This window comes from Glutamicibacter sp., from assembly GCF_050701915.1.
Classification (GTDB): domain Bacteria; phylum Actinomycetota; class Actinomycetes; order Actinomycetales; family Micrococcaceae; genus Glutamicibacter.
The window spans coordinates 41,597-60,500 of the sequence record NZ_JBOGEG010000003.1; the positions used below are offsets into that span (position 1 = coordinate 41,597).

Below are 18,904 nucleotides of genomic sequence, written 5' to 3' on the forward strand. Positions count from 1 at the left end.
ATGGAATGCATGTTTCATCAAAATTCGCTGGCGGCCTCGGACCCATGCCCGAGCATGGACCCGAGGTCCCGCTAGCGTACAGCAGCACTCCGGCCGTCAGCGGCAACTAGCCGTGCTGAATCCAGGTCGTCTTCAACCCCGTATAGTTTTCCAGCGCATGAACGGACAGATCACGCCCAAACCCGGACTGCTTGAAACCGCCAAACGGCGTGGCCAGGCTCAGGGCGTCAACGGTGTTGACCGAGACGGTGCCCGCTACCAGTCGGGATGAGACCCGATGCGCACGGGAAAGGCTGGCTGTCCACAACGACGCTGCCAAACCGTAGTCCGTGTCATTGGCCAGCGATACTGCTTCATCTTCGGTGTCGAAAACCGTCACGGTGGCCACTGGACCGAAGATCTCGGTTCGGTGCAGCGGGTGGTCTGCAGGCAGCCCGGTGATGACGGTCGGCTCGATGTAGGCATCCGAACCGTTCAAGGCCAGCCGCCGGCCGCCTGTGAGCACCGTTCCGGCTGCACGACCGGCATCGATCGCCTGTTGCACCTGATCGGCATGTTCGCTATTCACCAGCGCACCGCACCCGTTATGCTCCGGGTCCAGCGGATCGCCGGGTAGATAGTCGGCGCTGTGCTTGACCAGGGCTTCAAGGAACTGCTCCGCGACCCCGCGTTGCACCAGGATCCGCGAATTCGCCGAGCAAACCTCGCCTTGGTTGTAAAAGGCCCCGAAGGCCGCCTTCGCCGCAGCAGCATCCAGGTCCTCTGCATCATCGAAGACCAGGTTGGCGCTTTTCCCTCCGGCTTCCAGTCCCAGCTGCTTCATATTCGACTGGCCAGAACATTCCAGCAGGCGCTTGGCCACCGCAGTCGATCCGGTAAATGCCAAGGCGTCCACACCCAGGTGGCGCGCCAGTCCTTCCCCGGCAATCCGGCCTGTTCCGGGCACGACGTTCAGCACCCCCGCTGGCACGCCTGCTTCGATAGCCAATTCTCCAAGGAGCAGCGCAGATAGCGAAGACTGGCCCGCCGGTTTGAGCACGACGCTGTTTCCCGCGGCTAACGCCGGCGCGAGCTTCCAGCAGGCGATCTCCAACGGATAGTTCCACGGCGTAATTGCAGCAATGACGCCCAACGGTGCGCGAGTCACCAGCGCAGTAGATCCCGGCGGGGTGGACGGGATTTCATCGGACAGCTTGTCCACCAATTCGGCGTACCAGCGGAAGGTCTCGACGCTTCCGGGAACATCCACCGTGGTGGATTGCGCGATGGGCTTGCCCATTTCGAGGCTGTCCAGCAATGCCAGTTCTGACCCATGGGCTTCCATGAGTTCCGCCAGCTGCAGCAGAATGCGCTTGCGCGATTCTGCCCCCAATCCGCTCCAGCGGCCGTCTGCAAATGCCGTCCGGGCCGAGTCAACGGCCGCATCCACATCGGAGGCCGAGCAGCTCGCGATATCTGCGAGGTGCCTTCCATCGATCGGGCTGATGCTGGGGAAAGTCGCGCCGTTCTCAGCATCTCGGCGTTTCCCGTCGATCAGTGCACGCCCGTCAAGGCGCAGCGATCCGGCGAGTTCGCGCCATGAGGTGCCGGTCGATAGCTTGGTCATGGTTTTCTCCATTGCTCAGTAGTGGTTGGCGGGTGCCGGGTTTTCGAGGGTGCCACGCGACCCGGAGCCGGTGAGCCGGTCCGGGTTCAGCGCCTGTTCGAGTTCTTCCGGATCAAGCAGCTTGCGATCGGCGATCAGCCGCATGAGATTCTTGCCCTCTGCCAGGGCCTCCTTAGCCAGGCTTGCAGACACGGAATAGCCCAGCAGCGGGGTCAGTGCAGTGACCACGCTCAGAGACTCATCCATGCGGCGGGCCAGCAGCGCTTCGTTGGCTTCGATCCCCTCGACGCAGCGCTGGCGCAGTAACCGGCAGGCCGACCCGAGCCACTGGATGGATTCCATCAGCGCGTCAACCATGACCGGCTCGAAGGCGTTGAGCTGCAGCTGCCCAGCTTCAGCTGCCATGGTGACTGTGGTGTCTGCCCCGGCAATCCGGAAGGCCACCTGGTTGACCATTTCCGGAATCACCGGGTTGACCTTGCCGGGCATGATCGAGGACCCTGCCTGCACGGCGGGCAGCTTGATTTCATTGAATCCTGACTGCGGCCCGGAGGACAGCAACCGCAGGTCATTGCAGATCTTGGACAGCTTGATGGCAGCACGCTTGACCACCCCGGAAACGAGCATGAAGACCCCGGTGTCGCTGGTCGCCTCGACCAGATTCTCGGCGCTGACCACCTCGATGCCTGTCAGCAGTGCCAACTGCTTGACCGCTTCATGGCGATATCCGCCCGTGGCGGTGATCCCCGTGCCAATGGCTGTCGCGCCAAGGTTGATTTCCCTCAGGTGGACCAGCAGCTCCAGCATGCGCTGCCGGTCCTCGGCTATGGTGTCGGCGAATGCGCCGAATTCCTGCCCCAATGTCATCGGTACCGCATCTTGCAGCTGGGTGCGCCCCACCTTGAGGATTCCGTCGAAATCTCCGGACTTGGCGCGGAAGGATTGCTCCAGCAGCTGGTGCTCGCGGCACAGCTCCACCAGCTCCACATGCAGGGCCAGCTTGGCGGCCGTCGGATAGGTGTCGTTGGTGCTCTGGCTGCGATTGACGTCGTCGATCGGGTCTAGCCGGGAATACTCGCCTTTGCCGAAGCCCATGATTTCCAGAGCCCGATTGGCAATGACCTCGTTGACATTCATATTGGTACTGGTACCTGCGCCGCCTTGGATCCGATCCACGACGAAGTGCTCATCCAGCTGCCCGTTCATCACTTCGGATGCGGCCTGCTCGATGGCGTCGACCTTGCCTTCGCCGATAAGTCCCTGCAGTGCATTGGCCCGGGCCGCGGCGCGCTTGATTGCACCAAAAGCCCAGATCAAATTGCGCTGGCTGCCGATGCTTCTCCCGCTAACCGGGAAGTTGTCCTTGGCCCGCTGGGTGCTGATGCCGTAATAGGCCTGGGCTGGCACCAGGCAGGTACCCAGCGAATCCCTTTCGGTGCGCCAAGACTGGGTTGCTGGATTCATGATTCGTCTCCTTGCATTGCCAGATAGTCCAGACTGGTCAATGCCAGTGAAATCGAGCCATCGTGGATCGCGCGGTTGGCGGCTTCCCCGATGCAATGCGCCTCGAATTCGGGTTGATGATTTGATACCGGGTAGCAATCCAATCCGATATAGGGGTGGATTGCCGGAACGACCTGCGACACGTTGCCCATATCCGTCGAGGCTCGGTTCATGGTGGCCTGTTCGGCGGGAGCATCGAATCGCCGTCCCAGGGACTCCGCGTGGCGCTGGTAGATGCCCAGTGCGCGCCGATCCGTGCGGAATTCAGAGTACGGTTCCGACTCAGGGGTCAATTCCAGCTCGCAGCCGGTCGCCAGGGCACCAGCCTCGAAGCAGTCCTTGACCCGCGATTCCAGCTTCTCCAGTTCGGCAAGAGTCTGGGCACGAACGTACCAGCGGCCTTCGGTCTTCCCGGGAATTGCGTTGGGAGCTTGTCCCCCGTTGGTCTGGATGCCATGGACGCGGGTCCCGGACGGGAGCTGCTGTCGCATGAGCCCCAGGGCAACTTGCGCGACGATGAAGGCATCGTTGGCGTTGACCCCTTGTTCCGGGTAGGCGGCGGCGTGCGCTGCCTTTCCCCGGTATTCCACGTGGTGGTGCCCTACCGCATAAGGATTGGCTTCCGCGCTGTCTACTGGAGCCGGATGAGCCATCAATGCCAGATCAAGGCCCTTGAAGGCTCCTCGGTTCAGCAACTCGATCTTGCCGCCTCCGCCTTCCTCGGCCGGCGTTCCATATAGTTCGACGGACAGTCCCGCGTCCTCGGCAATGCCTGCCAGTGCGATCGCCGCCCCGCAGGACATTGCCGAGATGATGTTGTGACCGCAGGCATGGCCCAGTCCGGGCAGGGCATCGTATTCAGCCATCAGGCCAACACGGCGAGGCCCGCTGCCGTAGACTGCGTGCAGCGCGGTGGGCAGACCCAAATAGCCGCGTTCGACGCTGAAACCGTGCTTTTCCAGCAACTGCGCAGTCCATTCAGCGGCCCGGTGTTCATCCCATCCCAGCTCGGGATTGGCATGAAGCAACTCGGAGAAGGCAATGAGCTCGTCCTGGAGCGATTCCGCAGCGGTTGCGGTTCGCTGTCGCAGTTGCGCCAGCGATCCGGTCTGCGATAGTGGTTCAGCGCTCATCGCCGGGCACCCCGTATCCCGCCGAGGCCGCTGGCTCCAGGGCTCGCTGCACATAGTCCTCGCGCTGCGGCAGCCATACTCCCAGGAGCCTTTCTAACTCGGCAACGGGGTTATCGTGCCAGTCCACGCGCAGATCGGTATCGCGCCAACCATGGCCCGAGACAACAGCCAAACCTGCCGAGTGAACCGGTCCGGCTTCGCCTCCGGCGGCCACCCCGGCTTGCAAGGCTGCCAGCAAGCGTTCTTCCAGCTGGCCTTCGGCCGCGGTGAATCCCCGCGCCACGGCTTGCGGCACCTGGCCGCTGGCCAACATGTTGCCTGCCGCTACGCAGTTCTCCTGGGCGTAGCCTCCGTGGATTCCCAAGGTTTGCTCGCCTTGGAAAAGCGCACTGCCACCGCTGGCATCCAGAACAGTTATTTGCCGGAACGGTGCGTACCGGTAGCCCTCCAAAGCCGTATCCAGCGCCTGCTGGGCTGATGCCCCGTCTTGCATAAGGTCCAGGATCCTGGGCCCCAGCCGTGGGTCTGTGATGTTCTGCGAGCTTACCGCCCCGACGTCGTCTCGCAAGTGCGTGCATCGGGCCGCAACAGCCGGCGATGACGAGGAAACTGCCAATCCGAAACGGCCGTTGCCATCGGTGCCGATTACGCTGAAAGTCATTGCTCCTCCTTATGAGATAACGGCGGTCGCGTCGATTTCGACAAGCCATTCGGGGCGTGCCAAAGCCTGGACGACCAGCCCCGTGGACACCGGATAGACGCCCTTGAGCCATTTGCCCATGGTTCGGTAGACGGCCTCGCGGTAGCGGGGGTCAATTAGGTAAACCGTCACTTTAACAATGTCCTCGAGGCTGCTGCCTGCTTCCTTGAGCAGCATGTCGATGTTCGCCATGGCCTTTTCGGCTTGCGCCTCGACATCGCCGATGCCCACCGACTCCCTGGTATCGAGGTCCTGTCCGATCTGGCCGCGCAAGTAGACCACGCCGTTGGCGACAACGGCCTGGCACAAGTCATTGTCCAGATTCTGCTCAGGGTAGGTGTCCTTGGTGTTGAACGTGCGGATGCGGGTGTGGTTCATGTGATTCGTTCCTTGGATTTGCGTTGGTGTTCAGGCCAGGGCCGTAGCGGAAAGCCCGAGGGAGGAGTCCATCGGCAGGTGCTCGGCGTAGGAGCGCTGGATGCTGATCTGATCGGCAATGTACTGCGCGTCGTGCCACACACCCCAGATGAAGCTGGATCCACGGCGGGACTGCCAAGGCAGACCGAGGAAATACACTCCCGGCTCTTCCGAGACGCCTTTCTGGTGCTTGGGCCGTCCACGCTCATCGAAGGTGTCCGCTTCCAGCCAGCTGTAGTCCACGGTGAATCCGGTGGCCCACACGATGGTGCTGACACCAGCGGCCTGCAGGTCGAGTTCGACCAGCGGATCGGTGATGCATTCGGGCAGATCACCCAGGTCCCGGGCTTCGGGTTCGACTGGAAAATCCAGCCCATTGCGCTCGATATAGGCGTCTGCCTCGTCCAGGATGGACAGGTAGTTCTCATCGCCACTGGCTACATTCGCAGCGAGATCCGGGTCGAAGCGCAGCACACCGTCGCTGTAGGTCGTGGCTCGTCCAACCAGGGTGATGCCCTGGTGGCCGAGAGTTCGGAAGTTGACAGTTTGTCCACCGTTGGCGCCGCTGACTGCGATGGTGACGTGCTCAGCACCTTGGGGCGGCGCAGACATCTCCCATTTGTTCAGCACCCCTAGCCACCAGCAGAAATCCTGGCCCCGGTAGCGCCGCGGCGGACGGTCATGCGGTCCCACTGCGAGGTAGACCTGGCGTCCGGACGCGCGCAGTTCTTGGGCAATCTGCACGCCCGAGGAACCGGCACCGACCACCAGGACATTTCCCTCGGGCAACTGCTGCGGATTGCGGTAGGCACTTGAGTGGATCTGGTTGACCGGGTTGCTTTCCGGAATGATCCGAGGGATGACCGGCTTCTGGAATGGGCCGGTGGCCGCAACCACGTAATTGGCCTGGATGGCGCCTTCGCTGGTTTGCGCGGTGAAGCCGCGGCGGCCTTCGTTGCGGGTCACCTTCGTGACTTCAACGCCGGTGCGGACGGGGGCGCCAAGCTTGGAGACGTACTGCTCGAAATACTCGGCAACCTGGTCCTTGGTGGCGAAGGCCTCAGGCTCGATGCCGTTGAACTCCAGATTCGGGAAGCGGTCGTGCCAGGCTGGGCCATTGGCGACCAGCGAGTCCCACCGACCGGTGCGCCAGCGCTCGGCAATACGGTCCCGCTCGATCACGAGGTGCTTGATGCCGCGCTGTCCTAGGTGCTCGCTCATCGCGATGCCGGCTTGGCCGCCGCCGACCACGAGTACGTCTGTGTGGGATTCCTGCATTATTCTTCTCCGTCCAGGGAAAGCTGTCGATTGGTGTTGATTCCAGAATTGCCGATGCAAAGCAAATCTGTAAAGAAGTTCTTTTAGTGCATATAAATCTGAAAATTAGATGCAGATACACTGCCTTGACGACCCTCGCTCTCGGATGGGTCTGGCAGGAAACGGGCCAGGATGCTCAGGCAGATAACGAGCGCCAATTCGAAGGCAACCATGCCCAGCATCAACTCCTCATGTCCGCCAGCCGAGGCAGGCAGCGGCCCGCCACCGTGCTGGTGCCCTCCAGTCTGCGCATGAGCAGTAATGAATCCCATGTGCACTATTGCACTAGCCCCGGATGCTCCGATGGACCATAAGGCTTTCTGCCGCAATCTGCATTTGGATAACAAGGGGTGCACCGAGCACCAGAAGCAAAGCAACCCGCCGGCGATCATGAACAGCTTCATGGATCCATCCGAGCGCGCCGCCAAGGCAAAATGCGCCGCGGCAGAGGCGAAGGCCAGCGATGGAATGATCCCCCTGGCCCAATATTCGGCCGTCCCCCGACCATTGCCCGAAGCCCCGATTTTCATGGGCGCACGCCCTGTTCCTGGCCGCGTTGCTCCTGGACGATTACCGGCGCCTTATCATCGATAGCAGTATTGCCGGCCCGGCGGACCTTGCCGCCGCGAAGATAGCCCGCAATACCCAGTGCGAGAATGACCGCCAGCGTGCCCAAGGCAAAGAGCTCGTACTCCAGCTGGGACACGCCCCAGATTCCCTCGAAGTCGTATTCAACAGAGAAGACTGCCTCCAGCGTCCCAGGGAACAAGGCCACCCAAGACCCGAGCAGGATCCAAGCGAAGCAAATGCTGCCCAAAACCTTGAAAATAGGATCTGATACCGGCACCCGGAAGGGCCGCGGCACCTCGGAGAATTTGGTGCGCAGCCGGACGGCCGCGGGGATGGCAATGAGGTAGCTCAGCAGGAACGTGGAAATCGAGATGGTCAGCACGATGCCGAAGATCGCTCCGCTGGAACCGCTGAGCTGCATGGCTACCAGCATGAAGACCGTCGCCACAACCCCGGAGAGGGTATTAACTCGCATCGGCGTGCCCAGCTTTGGGTTGAACCGGCCGAAATACCCTCCGAAAAATGAGCCATCCGCTGCAGCCATGGCCTGCATTCGGTCTGAGATGATCATCCATGCACCGCCCTGCGAGACCAATACGAAGCAGAACACCACAGCGGCAATTGCCAGCATGGCAGGTGCACCAGCGCCGAAGATAGAGAAGACTTGCTCCACTGCTCCGAACAATCCTCCGATACCGGTAATCTGGTCCAGCGGAACAACGAGCAGGATCGCAAGCACCGGCAACAGGTAGCTGCAAGCAGCGAGGATCGAGGTGCGCGCAATCGAGATGGGCACGTCCTTGGCAGGATTCTTCATCTCCCCGGCGGCGCTGTTACCGGATTCGAAGCCGAGAAAGGAGAACAGCAGCAGTGGAGTCAAGCCGAGGAATCCGCCTAATGTCGGGCTGAAATCTCCGAAAGACAATCCATTAAAACCGTTGACGAAACCGTAGATCAATGTGACGACAAGGAAAAATACGAGGAAGGCCAGCTTGAGAATGGCACCGAGCGAAGGGAGCCACTTCCCGTGCTTAAGGCTGATAATCGCGGAAGTCACGGTGATCCAAATGAAGGCTAGCTTGAACAGGTAGTCCCACACCGACCCCGCTTCGATGGCGGAGACATACTCCGACCACGTCTCGACGGCCACGAAAGCCATTGCCCCGCCAACCCATACTGGCTGGGTCACCCATGTGAGCAGCGCGGCAATAGCAGCGACGACACGTCCGAAAGCCATCCTGGTCCAGACGTAGACTCCACCCTCCTCGGTGAACGTCCCACCGGTTTCGGCGAAGATCAGGCCGTAGGGAATCATGAAGGTAATCGCCAGGATGAAGGTCCAAGTGAACGTCTCCGCGCCAAAACCGGAGACGGAGCCGAGAATCTCGATGGAGACTACTGCGGCGACTACCAGGAGCAGGATATCCAGGCGCCCAAGGCTCTTTTGCAGGTGCTGTGTTTGATCCTGGGCTAGTTGTGTTGATGACGCGTCGTTATGCATGTCTATGTCCCGTTGCCCTTGCTTGCCTGCGGGGCACGCTCGTGCCAGCAGGAACTGTGGTGCTCTGGAATCCGGCCGCGCGGGGGAACGCCAGAGCAATTAGCGGTAACGCTGTGGCACTACCCAATCCAAGAAGTGCTCCGCGTCACATGAATTAAGGCTAAGGCCGCATTTGAATCAAGTAAATAAATATAATCCGATGTTTCGAATCGGATTTTCAGATTTAGACACACCACTCCCGTGGGAACTCGACATTCCCGCGAACAACCCGCAGCTGCAATCATTTCCTTTGCCGACCACCGAAACTCAGTGGGTGGAAGCGAGTTCGACAAAGACGCGTCGCGCGGGAGGCGGGAAATTCCTTTCCCGAAACTCTTTACCTTTGACCATGGCCTCTGTCACAATCGATATTGTTTTTGAACAACTGTTCCACCAAAACAAAAGGAGATATCGATGACAACTCAGGATTCCACCACAGCAGTGGGCACTGCTCACCCGCTGGAGCAGATTACCTCCGAGGAAATCGAGCTCGCCCGGCGCCTCCTGGATAGCGCCGGGCTCATAGCGAACACCACCCGCTTCGCCTATCTGGGGCTTCTCGATCCCCCAAAGGACCTGTTGTATTCAGCAACCGAGATGGAGATCCCCCGCAAGATCCGTGTAATGCTCTATGACCCGAGCAAATCCTGGTCAACGGATATCATCCTGTCTCTGACCAGCGGGGAGATCGAGTCCCAGCGGGACATCGATCCAGAATTCGATGGACAAGTCCCGGTCCTGCTAGAGGAATTCGATACCGTAGAAGAAATCCTGGCCGCCGACGAAGGATGGATCAACGCTCTGGCCAGCCGCGGATTGACCCCGTCCCAAGTTCGCGTCGCGCCGCTGTCCGCCGGAGTCTTCGACTACGAGAACGAAGAGGGAAAGCGCCTGCTGCGCGGTCTTGGATTCGTGCAGAACTCCCCAGATGACCATGCTTGGGCGCACCCAATCGACCGGCTCGTCGCCTTCGTCGACCTGGAGAACTGCCGAGTGGACAGGCTCATCGATGACGGCCCGGTTCCCGTCCCCGAAATCAATGGAAATTACACTGATTCGGCCGTGCACGGCGAGCTCCGGGATGATATGAAACCCATCGAGATCACCCAGCCGGAAGGCGCCAGCTTCACGGTCGAGGGCAACCATCTCTCGTGGCTCGGCTGGGATCTGCGCGTAGGATTCGACGCCCGCGAGGGCTTGGTCCTGCACCAAATCCACCACACGCAGAATCAGAGACGCCGTTCGCTGATCCACCGGGCCTCCATTTCGGAAATGGTTGTCCCCTATGGCGACCCGGCACCCTACCGCAGCTGGCAGAACTATTTCGACACCGGCGAATACCTGGTGGGCCGCGATGCGAACTCGCTGAAGCTAGGTTGTGACTGCCTAGGCGAAATCCACTACATGTCCCCCGTGGTTGCCGATGACTTCGGCAACGCACGAGTCATCGAGAACGGCATCTGCATCCACGAGGAAGACGCCGGCATAGGCTGGAAGCACACCGATGAATGGGCCGGGTCAAACGAGGTGCGCCGCAACCGCCGACTTGTCGTGTCCTTCTTCACCACCGTGGGCAACTACGACTACGGCTTCTACTGGTACCTCTACCTGGATGGAACCATAGAATTCGAGGCCAAGGCCACCGGAATCGTATTCACCGCAGCGTTGCCGCACAAGGGATACAAGTATGCTTCGGAAATCGCGCCGGGCCTGGCTGCCCCATACCACCAGCATTTGTTCGGAGCCCGATTGGACATGATGCTCGACGGGCACACCAACGCCGTCGATGAGCTGGATGTAGTCCGCCTGCCCAAATCCTCGGAAAATCCGCATGGCAACGCGTTCGCCCAGAGCCGGTTGCGCTTGGGTCATGAGAAGCAGGCGGTGCGCGACGCCAACGCCGCAGCCGGTCGCATTTGGCAGGTGAGCAACCCCAATTCGCTGAACCAAGTAGGCGAGCCGGTGGGCTACACCCTATACCCGCAGAACAACCCGACCCTGGCCATGGCCGATGACTCGTCCATCGCCGCCCGAGCTGCTTTCACGCGCCACGACTTGTGGGTCACGCGCTTCGCCGAAGGCGAGCTCTACGCAGCCGGCGACCTGGTCAACCGCAATCCAGGCGGTGCGGGCCTGCCTGCATTCGTGGAAGCAGACAGGGATATCGACGGGCAAGACATAGTCCTGTGGCATTCCTTCGGCCTGACCCACTTCCCGCGTCCCGAGGACTGGCCGATTATGCCGGTGGATACCGTAGGTTTCTCGCTGAAGCCGCACGGGTTCTTCAATGAGAACCCGATGCTCAATATCCCGTCCTCGGCTGGCTCGCACTGTGCCACCGATGCCCCCGGCTCAGGCGGGCATTGCGGGGCTTAGCTCACGCGCACCTTCGAACATGCAAGGATAGTCAGGTGGTGGGGCCTTCAGGGTCCCAGCACCTGACCTTTTTCCACAGAGCCACCTGCGAATGGCCTTTACCGCCGGAAAGCTGCGTAACCATGCCCCGCCTTGTCGACCATGAAGAACGCCGTGCGGCAATAATCCGCACCACGTGGAACATCATTGCCACGAGAGGGATCGACAACGCGACGATGCGCGACATCGCCAGCGAATGCGGCTACGCCACGCCTGGAATTATTTCCCACTATTTCGCGAACAAGAACGAGCTGCTGCTCGCGGCTTACGAGCTGATCTGCCAGCATACCGACCAACGCATCGCGCGGGTCCTGAAATCCCGCCAAGGACTGGATGCCCTGTTGGCACTGTGCTTTGAAATCATCCCCGCCGACGAAATCACCACGAGCGAAGCCCGCGTTGCCATTGCCTTTTGGCAAAGGGCCCAGACCGATGAGGCCTTGCGCAGAATTGGAGCGGCAGCTCTCAACGGCTGGAAGGTTCAGATCATGCAGTGCCTGAACGCAGCTAAGACCCTTGGCGAAGTGCCCCGTGACTTGAATTTGAATCATGCTCGCAGCGAGCTGATAAATACCATGATGGGCTTGCACATCACCTCGATGCTGGATCCGGCGGAAGTCACGTCCTCACACCAACGGCATCTGCTCAAGAAAATGATTGACCGCTACCGGTCATCGAACTAGCGGATTACCGCGTGTTTTTGGCAAGGGAGATCGTAGCCCGTTCCGCGACCTGCGCGTGAACGGCTTCGGCCACCGCGCGCATTCTCCCGGTAGGTCGTTGCGAACGAAGGTAGGCAAGGACCGTGCGCAATTCCGGAACCTTGTCTGCAATCTCCACCATGGCCACCTGGTTGCCGTCGTAAGTCGACGAATGCGTTGGCCGCTGGTGGAGAATCGAGTAGCCGTGCGAGTGCGCTACGAAAGTTCGCACAGTTTCATAGCTCGCTGATTGGTATCGAACTTTTGGCTCCACACCTGCATTCCGGAGAATCGAGAGCATCAGTTCCCTGGAATGCGGCATGTCCAGCAAGATGAAAGGCTCGTCGCTCAGCTGCTGCAGCTTTAGGGCTGTTTCACCAGCCAACTCATGCTCCATGGGCAGCGCAATATAAGGCCTAGCGCTGCTGACGGTATTCATCGCTACATTTTCCGGCAGCCCCAATTCGTAACAGAGAGCCAGATCAGCCTGCCCCTCGCTCAAAGCCCTCGCACAGCCAGCTGCATCAGCTTCCAAAACCTCAAGCACAAGTTCCGGATGCTCGGCTTTGAGCCGACTTACCAGTTCTGGGATATGAAACGGTGCCAATGTGCTGAAGCAGGCCAGTCGCACCACTCCGGAAACTCTGGATTGGTCACCCTTTGCGTTCTCTACGATCTCTTCAAGATGTGCGAGCACCGCATTCGCGTCCTTCAGGAAGAGCTCCCCCGATTGGGTCAGCAATAGCCCCTTGGCACGCTGACGGATAAACAGCTGGGAACCGAGCTGTTTTTCCACCTGTGCCACAGCACTCGATACGGCTGACTGAGCGACCTTCAGCCGTTCAGCGGCGCCCGTCATCGACAGCTGTGCCGCTGCTTCGCTAAAGTACCTCAGCTGCGTCAACGTGATATCCATACGGCCAGTATAGAAGCCCTAAATCAGAAATAGCGATGAAATTTAGCAATTATCATCTAATAATGCGTTGATGCCTTCCATGCGATATGTCTAGTTGCTCAGGCTTTTCCCTTCTAGAGCCGTCGGCGAATCAGCGACTCGTCCAGATCCTTGATGCTCGCCGCGCCCATCAGCTGCATATTCACTTCCACTTCCTTGGCCAGCAATTCGATGGCACGGCTGACGCCTTCTTCTCCGCCAGCCATCAGGCCATAGAGGTAGGCGCGGCCAATCAGCACGAAGTCCGCTCCGGCGCACAGCGCGGCGACAATGTCCGCGCCGGACATGATGCCCGAATCCATGATGATTTCCATGTCCGCCCCGACCTCGGCACGCACTTCGCTCAGCGCCTCGAAAGCGATCGGTGCGCGGTCCAGCTGCCGGCCGCCGTGATTGGAAACCACCAGTCCGTCAGCACCGGCGGCCTGGGCCTTGGCAGCGTCCTCCCTGGTGAGCACGCCCTTGACGAAGAGCTTTCCCTTCCACAGCTCGCGGATCCACTTCAGATCCTCGAAGTCCAAAGAGGAATCGAACATGGAGTTGATGATGGTTGGCAGGTCTGCCGACGTATCCGACAGCGATGCGAACTTCAGCGAATCGGTGGTAAGGAAGTTGTACCACCATTCCGGGCGGTAGGACGCATCCAGCACGGTCTTCACGGTCAATTCCGGCGGGATCTTCATGCCGTTGCGGGTATCGCGGTGGCGCTGGCCAGCCACCGGGGTATCCACGGTGACCAGCAAGGTGTCATAGCCCGCTTCAGCAGCGCGTTCCACCAGCGCCCTGGACTTCTCCCGGTCCTTCCACAGGTAGAGCTGGAACCACTTGCGGCCCTCGGGCGCCGCCTCGGCGACCTCCTCGATGGAACGGGTGCCCATGGTGGACAGGCTGAAGGGAATCCCCGCCTTCTGGGCAGCCCGCGAGCCGCCGATTTCGCCTTCGGAGTGCATGAAGCGGGTGAAGCCGGTGGGGGCGATGCCGAAGGGCAGTGCCGATGGTGCACCGGCAATGGTGGTGGAAAGATCCGAGTGCGCGGTTCCGTGCAGGATTCGCGGCAACAGCTCGACGCCGTCGAACACCGCCCGGGCGCGGGTCGCGGTGATCTCGCGTCCGGCAGCGCCATCGACGTAGTCGAAGGCCGCGGTGGGGGTGCGGCGCTTGGCGATCTTGCGCAGATCCCAGATGTCGGCGGCACCGGCCAGGCGGGCGGCCCGACGGCTGGTGGAGGGGAGCTTGAACTTTATCAGGCTGACCAGTTCGGCCACGTCCGGCAGTTGGCGCTTGAGGTTACCCATGGATTGTTCCTTACTTCTGTGAAAAATTGTCGGTTTAGTACAGGGTGCGCGAGCTCGCGCGGGTGCCGATGAAGATCGCAATGGCCGAGGACAGGCAGCACAGGGCCAGGTATCCCGCTGGCATCACGATGGAGCCGTTGCCCGCTTGCAAGAGAGCGGCGGCAATCAGCGGCGAAAGACCGGCGACGATGGCGCCGTTCAATTCGCGCGCGATGGCAATCCCGGAGAAACGGACCGAGACGGGGAACAGCTCGGTGAGGAAGGCCCCTTGGGCACCGGAAGTGCACGGGATCACCAGCGCATAGCCGGCAGCGATGCCCAGGAAACCGAAGGCGAACTCGCCGGTGGAGATCATCGCGAAGATCGGGAACGCGAGAATGAAGCCGGAGATGTTTCCGGCCGCCAGGACCTTGGAAGCGCCGAACCGATCGGCCAGCCAGCCGCCCACCGGCGTGAGCAATACGGAGACCAAAGAGCCCAGGGTGACCGCCAGCAGCGCATGGCTGCGTTCCATGCCGCTGGTGACCATCAGGCTCAGCGCGAAGACCGCAAGGATGTAGTTGACTGCATTGTGCCCGGTGATGGCCAGGAAACCCAGGGCCACGCGGCGCCAGTGCCCGGCGAAAACCTGCACGATGGGAAGCTTGGCCTGCTGCTGGTTGGCACGGGCCGACGCCATGGCAGCGGCATAGTCCGGGGTCTCTTCCAGCTTGTTGCGGATGTAGATGGCCACCACGAACAGCAGTGCCGAGACCAGGAACGGGATGCGCCAGGCCCACCCGAGCAAGACCTCATCACCAGCCAGCGACACCAGGAAGAAGCACACGGTGGCCAGCGCGATGCCCAGCGGCGGGGTGGAGAGCACCAGCGAGGTGTAGAACCCGCGTTTTCTCGGCTCCACGTATTCGGCCACCAGCGTCATCGCCCCGGTCAGTTCCGCGCCGGCACCGAAGCCCTGGAGCAGGCGCAGCAGCACCAGCAGGACCACGGACCACACGCCCCAGCTCGCCGCCGTGGGCAGCAAGCCGATGCCCACGGTGGCCACGCCCATCAGGATGACCGAGAGCAGCATCGCTGGGCGGCGGCCGAACCGGTCCCCGAGGTGCCCGATGAGCACACCGCCCAGCGGGCGGGCCACGAAGCCCACCGCGAAGGTGGCAAAGGAGGCGATAGCTGCCGCCGAGTCGCCGGCCCCGGAGAAGAACAGCGGACCGATCACCACCGAAGCGGCCGCGCCATACAGCGCATAGTCATACCATTCGATGGCCGTGCCGAAGACGGAGGCGAACAGGGCTCGGCGCCGGTTGCGCGCTTGCTGCGTGCTGGCTGAGTTCTGGGTGATCGGCACAGTCGTAGTCCTTGCGATGAAGTAGTGTTCCCGTAAGATTCCTGAAATATATTTCATCCCAGACTAGAGTGTTGCTCAGAACGACACCTAGATCAGGTCGCTACGTTACGACCAGAAGAATCGGAGAACCATGGCCAGCTCGCTCTCCGAACAGCTCACGCTCACCTTGCGCGAACGCATCAACCGCGGAGAGCTCGCCCCCGGAACCTTGATCATCGAGCCGGCATTGGCCCAGGAGTTCGAAGTTTCCAAGACCCCGGTGCGCGAATCCCTGCGCCAGCTCACCAGCGAGGGCCTGCTGCAGGTCTTGCCCAAGAAGGGCTACCTGGTTTGCGCCATTTCCTTGAACGATGTCTATGAAGTGCTGGAACTGCGCAGCTTGCTCGAACCGCATGTGGCGGGACAGGTAGCCAGCATGCATTCGGCAGCGCTTGTCGTTTCCCTGGCCGGGCACCTTGAAGCCCAGGAAAGACTTTCGGTCAGCGATCCCATCGCCTCCATGCATGCCGCCCAGCGCTTCCATAGCGAGCTGGCAGCCGCATCGCGCAACTCGCGCCTTGTGGCCAGCTTGGAGAACTGCTTCACGCAAACTGCCCGCGCCCACTACGTTTTGCCGTCCATGCAGCCGTACATGTCCCAATCGGACGAGCTGGCCGAACACCAGGCCATCTTTGCCGCCATACAGAACTCGGATCCCGCGGCGGCCACCGAGGCCATGGCGGTGCATCTGGAATCCATCCGCCGAGCCATGCTGGGCCACCACTAGCTGCCAACCACTGGAGAACCATGGGAAAGACACATAGCATTGCCGTGCTTGCCGGCGATGGCATCGGCACCGAAGTCATGCCAGAGGGCCTGCGCGCGCTGAACGCGGCAGCCGAAGCCTTTGGCTTCCAGCTGGATACCACCGAATACGACTATGCCAACGCCGAGTACTATGCCAAGCACGGGCAGATGATGCCCGATAACTGGAAAGAGCAGATTGGCGCGCATGACGCAATCTTCTTCGGCGCTGTTGGCTGGCCGGACACCGTGCCGGATCATGTTTCCCTCTGGGGCAGCCTGCTGCAATTCCGCCAGCACTTCGACCAGTACGTGAACCTGCGTCCGGTCAAGCTCCTGGACGGGGTCAAGAGCCCCTTGGCAGACCGCAGGCCAGGGGACGTGGACTTCTTCGTGGTCCGCGAGAACACGGAGGGCGAATACTCATCCATCGGCGGCAAGATCTTCGAAGGCACCGAACGTGAGACCGTCATCCAGGAAACGGTAATGACCCGTACCGGAATCGACCGCATCCTCAAATACGCTTTCGAGCTCTCGCAGACCCGTGGCGCCAAGCACCTGACCAGCGCCACCAAGTCCAATGGCATCAAGATCTCCATGCCGTACTGGGATGAACGTGTCGAGCAGATGGCGCAGAAATACCCGGATATCAAAGTGGACAAATTCCACATCGATATCCTCACGGCTAACTTCGTGCTGCACCCGGACTGGTTCGATGTGGTGGTAGCCAGCAACCTGTTCGGCGATATCCTTTCGGACCTCGGTCCTGCGGTGACCGGAACCATCGGCATTGCCCCCAGCGGCAATATCAACCCGGAGCGCAGGTTCCCGAGCCTCTTTGAACCGGTGCACGGTTCCGCCCCGGACATCGCGGGCAAGGGCATTGCCAATCCGATCGGGCAGATCTGGAGCGCATCGATGATGCTGGACCACCTTGGCGAGCACCAGGCAGCGAAGTGCGTGCAGTCGGCCTTCGAGGCAGTCATTGCCCAGCGCGACAGCTCGTTGCTCACCCCGGATTTGGGTGGCCTGGGCACCACCAGTTCGCTGGGACATGCGGTAGCGGACGAGATTACCGCCCAGGCGCTGAAGCTCCAGAAATAGCCTATGGCGTGCGGCCAGGCGGCCTGGTTTCAGCTGCCCAACCGCATCCATGCGGTGTTCCTGGCACGCAGGGACAGGCTCACGCCGCGAGCTGCCATGTAGCCGATGGCGAAAGCGACCCAAATCCATAGAATCGCTGAAGTGGAGTCCTGGGCGAAGACCTGGATCGCCCAGAGCATCGGTACGTAAACCACGAGGTTGATGACGCCAACCAAGCCGAGGTAGCGGGCATCCCCAGCACCGATGAGCACGCCGTCCAGGACGAACACCAGGCCGCACAACGGCTGGGACAATGCCAGTATCCACAGGCCAACGGTGGTCAGCTGGCGGATCTGCTCGTCCGGGGTGAAGATCATCGGGAAGACCCACGAAGTGGCGAACAGCAGGATGCCGGTGACCACGCCGAAGTAGATGCCCCAGCGGCTCATGATGCCGGTGAGCTTGCGGACCTGCCCGGCATCCCCGCGGCCTAGTTCTTGGCCAATCATGGCCTGGGCCGCAATGGCCAACGCATCCAGCGCAAAGGCCAGGAAACTGAAGATGGTGAAGACCAGCTGGTGCGCGGCCAGCGTTTGGGTGCCGGCGTTGGTGGCAACGAAAACCGTGAGCAGCAAAGCGGCACGCATGCTCAGGTTGCGCAGCATCAGCCATGAACCGACTTGCCCGGTGGAGATGAACCCGGACCAGCTCGGCGCCATGGAGATTCCTTGCTTGCGAATTCTTGGCAGGATCATCCACAAATAGACCACTGCCATCATCCACTGGGCAATCGATGTGCCAAGAGCGGCACCGGCTACGGACATGTCGGCCCAGTAGACCAGGACGAAATTCAGGACGATGTTCAACCCGAAGCCGGCGGTAGCAACGATCAACGGTGTTTTCGTGTCCTGCATGCCACGCAGCACGCCGGTGGCTGCCAGGACCAGCAGCATCGCAGTCAAGCCGGGCATCGAATAGTTGATGTAATCGACGGCGAATTCAGCGGTTTGCCCTTCGCCTCTCATCAAGCCGACGAGGCTCTCGGCGCTGAAGTATCCAAGCAGCGACAGCGACACCCCGAGGACTACGGCAAACCACATGCCATCACGGCCCGCCGCCATGGCCTTGCCTGGATTGCCGGCGCCCAGGGCTCTGGCTACAGCTGGGGTGGTGGCGTAGGCCAAGAAGATCATCAACCCCACCGCTGTGTGCAGCACCGTGGTGCCCAGTGCGGCACCGGCCAGCTCGGCCACGCCAAGGTGGCCCACGATGGCCGAATCGGCCATCAAGAACAGCGGCTCGGCGATCAGTGCGCCCAGGGCGGGAACGGCCAGGGCAAGGATCTGCCGGCCCATGCTCCGCGGGGATTCGGTGGGGGTTGAAGGATTCACAATCCCAACTCTACGAAGCAGCGTGGACTTTCACCATTTGCGTCCCCGGCAAGAGGATTTCTGGCGCGGATCCCTTTCCTGCTTCTGGGGCCAGTACTAGGTTTGGAAGCAAGCAGGGCACCGCCCGCACCGTTTATAGAAAACAGG

General features: G+C 61.0%; 16 protein-coding genes. 4 read left to right on the plus strand and 12 right to left on the minus strand.

Annotated elements, in window-relative coordinates:
• Nucleotides 1–106: 106 nt before the first annotated feature.
• The 8 genes from ACRDT3_RS03830 to ACRDT3_RS03865 form a co-directional block, all read right to left on the minus strand.
• The gene (locus tag ACRDT3_RS03830) at nt 107–1,606 is read right to left on the minus strand and encodes an aldehyde dehydrogenase (protein ID WP_431491707.1); all 1,500 of its coding nucleotides are present in this window, start codon (nt 1,604–1,606) and stop codon (nt 107–109) included.
• 15 nt (nt 1,607–1,621) lie between these two features.
• A complete protein-coding gene (locus ACRDT3_RS03835; protein WP_431491708.1) occupies nt 1,622–3,070 on the minus strand; it encodes an aspartate ammonia-lyase in 1,449 nt (482 codons plus the stop codon).
• Nucleotides 3,067–4,242, minus strand: coding sequence for a M20 family metallopeptidase (locus ACRDT3_RS03840; protein ID WP_431491709.1), 1,176 nt, complete (start codon nt 4,240–4,242; stop codon nt 3,067–3,069). The genes ACRDT3_RS03835 and ACRDT3_RS03840 overlap by 4 nt, the downstream gene beginning before the upstream one ends.
• Nucleotides 4,232–4,903 (minus strand): DUF1028 domain-containing protein, encoded by a 672-nt coding sequence (locus ACRDT3_RS03845; RefSeq protein ID WP_431491710.1) that lies wholly within the window; start codon nt 4,901–4,903, stop codon nt 4,232–4,234. The genes ACRDT3_RS03840 and ACRDT3_RS03845 overlap by 11 nt, the downstream gene beginning before the upstream one ends.
• A 9-nt stretch (nt 4,904–4,912) precedes the next feature.
• Nucleotides 4,913–5,320, minus strand: a complete 408-nt coding sequence (locus ACRDT3_RS03850; protein ID WP_431491711.1) for a RidA family protein — start codon at nt 5,318–5,320, stop codon at nt 4,913–4,915.
• Nucleotides 5,321–5,350: 30 nt separating this feature from the next.
• On the minus strand, nt 5,351–6,637 hold the full coding sequence (locus ACRDT3_RS03855) for a flavin-containing monooxygenase (RefSeq protein ID WP_431491712.1): 1,287 nt from the start codon (nt 6,635–6,637) through the stop codon (nt 5,351–5,353).
• Nucleotides 6,638–6,720: 83 nt separating this feature from the next.
• The gene (locus tag ACRDT3_RS03860; protein ID WP_431491713.1) at nt 6,721–7,206 is read right to left on the minus strand and encodes a hypothetical protein; all 486 of its coding nucleotides are present in this window, start codon (nt 7,204–7,206) and stop codon (nt 6,721–6,723) included.
• Nucleotides 7,203–8,747 carry an APC family permease gene (locus tag ACRDT3_RS03865; protein ID WP_431491714.1) on the minus strand — a complete coding sequence of 515 codons (1,545 nt, stop codon included), beginning with the start codon at nt 8,745–8,747 and terminating at the stop codon, nt 7,203–7,205. Before ACRDT3_RS03865 ends, ACRDT3_RS03860 begins: the two co-directional genes overlap by 4 nt.
• Nucleotides 8,748–9,200: 453 nt before the next feature.
• Here ACRDT3_RS03865 and ACRDT3_RS03870 point away from each other — a divergent pair, with 453 nt between their 5' ends.
• Both ACRDT3_RS03870 and ACRDT3_RS03875 read left to right on the plus strand, forming a co-directional pair.
• Nucleotides 9,201–11,162, plus strand: a complete 1,962-nt coding sequence (locus tag ACRDT3_RS03870; RefSeq protein WP_431491715.1) for a primary-amine oxidase — start codon at nt 9,201–9,203, stop codon at nt 11,160–11,162.
• 122 nt (nt 11,163–11,284) lie between these two features.
• Nucleotides 11,285–11,884: a TetR/AcrR family transcriptional regulator gene (locus tag ACRDT3_RS03875; protein ID WP_431491716.1), complete on the plus strand. Its 600-nt coding sequence runs from the start codon at nt 11,285–11,287 to the stop codon at nt 11,882–11,884.
• Nucleotides 11,885–11,888: 4 nt separating this feature from the next.
• Here the strand turns inward: ACRDT3_RS03875 and ACRDT3_RS03880 are convergent, their stop codons facing one another.
• The 3 genes from ACRDT3_RS03880 to ACRDT3_RS03890 form a co-directional block, all read right to left on the minus strand.
• Nucleotides 11,889–12,818: a LysR substrate-binding domain-containing protein gene (locus tag ACRDT3_RS03880; protein WP_431491717.1), complete on the minus strand. Its 930-nt coding sequence runs from the start codon at nt 12,816–12,818 to the stop codon at nt 11,889–11,891.
• A gap of 113 nt (nt 12,819–12,931) precedes the next feature.
• Nucleotides 12,932–14,152 (minus strand): alpha-hydroxy acid oxidase, encoded by a 1,221-nt coding sequence (locus ACRDT3_RS03885; protein ID WP_431491718.1) that lies wholly within the window; start codon nt 14,150–14,152, stop codon nt 12,932–12,934.
• A gap of 34 nt (nt 14,153–14,186) precedes the next feature.
• Nucleotides 14,187–15,500, minus strand: a complete 1,314-nt coding sequence (locus ACRDT3_RS03890) for an MFS transporter (protein ID WP_431491719.1) — start codon at nt 15,498–15,500, stop codon at nt 14,187–14,189.
• Between the two features lie 130 nt (nt 15,501–15,630).
• On the opposite strand from ACRDT3_RS03890, the gene ACRDT3_RS03895 reads away from it, so the two are divergent.
• The gene (locus ACRDT3_RS03895) at nt 15,631–16,266 is read left to right on the plus strand and encodes a GntR family transcriptional regulator (RefSeq protein WP_431491720.1); all 636 of its coding nucleotides are present in this window, start codon (nt 15,631–15,633) and stop codon (nt 16,264–16,266) included.
• Nucleotides 16,267–16,286: 20 nt separating this feature from the next.
• On the plus strand, nt 16,287–17,387 hold the full coding sequence (locus ACRDT3_RS03900) for a tartrate dehydrogenase (protein ID WP_431491721.1): 1,101 nt from the start codon (nt 16,287–16,289) through the stop codon (nt 17,385–17,387).
• Between the two features lie 29 nt (nt 17,388–17,416).
• Here the strand turns inward: ACRDT3_RS03900 and ACRDT3_RS03905 are convergent, their stop codons facing one another.
• Nucleotides 17,417–18,721 (minus strand): MATE family efflux transporter, encoded by a 1,305-nt coding sequence (locus ACRDT3_RS03905; protein ID WP_431491849.1) that lies wholly within the window; start codon nt 18,719–18,721, stop codon nt 17,417–17,419.
• Between the last annotated feature and the right edge of the window lie 183 nt (nt 18,722–18,904).

Coding starts and splice junctions, on each gene's coding strand:
- ACRDT3_RS03830 (WP_431491707.1), bottom strand. CDS start 1,606: ATGACCAAGCTATCGACCGGCACCTCATGGCGCGAACTCGCCGGATCG.
- ACRDT3_RS03835 (WP_431491708.1), bottom strand. CDS start 3,070: ATGAATCCAGCAACCCAGTCTTGGCGCACCGAAAGGGATTCGCTGGGT.
- ACRDT3_RS03840 (WP_431491709.1), bottom strand. CDS start 4,242: ATGAGCGCTGAACCACTATCGCAGACCGGATCGCTGGCGCAACTGCGA.
- ACRDT3_RS03845 (WP_431491710.1), bottom strand. CDS start 4,903: ATGACTTTCAGCGTAATCGGCACCGATGGCAACGGCCGTTTCGGATTG.
- ACRDT3_RS03850 (WP_431491711.1), bottom strand. CDS start 5,320: ATGAACCACACCCGCATCCGCACGTTCAACACCAAGGACACCTACCCT.
- ACRDT3_RS03855 (WP_431491712.1), bottom strand. CDS start 6,637: ATGCAGGAATCCCACACAGACGTACTCGTGGTCGGCGGCGGCCAAGCC.
- ACRDT3_RS03860 (WP_431491713.1), bottom strand. CDS start 7,206: ATGAAAATCGGGGCTTCGGGCAATGGTCGGGGGACGGCCGAATATTGG.
- ACRDT3_RS03865 (WP_431491714.1), bottom strand. CDS start 8,747: ATGCATAACGACGCGTCATCAACACAACTAGCCCAGGATCAAACACAG.
- ACRDT3_RS03870 (WP_431491715.1), top strand. CDS start 9,201: ATGACAACTCAGGATTCCACCACAGCAGTGGGCACTGCTCACCCGCTG.
- ACRDT3_RS03875 (WP_431491716.1), top strand. CDS start 11,285: ATGCCCCGCCTTGTCGACCATGAAGAACGCCGTGCGGCAATAATCCGC.
- ACRDT3_RS03880 (WP_431491717.1), bottom strand. CDS start 12,818: ATGGATATCACGTTGACGCAGCTGAGGTACTTTAGCGAAGCAGCGGCA.
- ACRDT3_RS03885 (WP_431491718.1), bottom strand. CDS start 14,152: ATGGGTAACCTCAAGCGCCAACTGCCGGACGTGGCCGAACTGGTCAGC.
- ACRDT3_RS03895 (WP_431491720.1), top strand. CDS start 15,631: ATGGCCAGCTCGCTCTCCGAACAGCTCACGCTCACCTTGCGCGAACGC.
- ACRDT3_RS03900 (WP_431491721.1), top strand. CDS start 16,287: ATGGGAAAGACACATAGCATTGCCGTGCTTGCCGGCGATGGCATCGGC.
- ACRDT3_RS03905 (WP_431491849.1), bottom strand. CDS start 18,721: ATGGGCCGGCAGATCCTTGCCCTGGCCGTTCCCGCCCTGGGCGCACTG.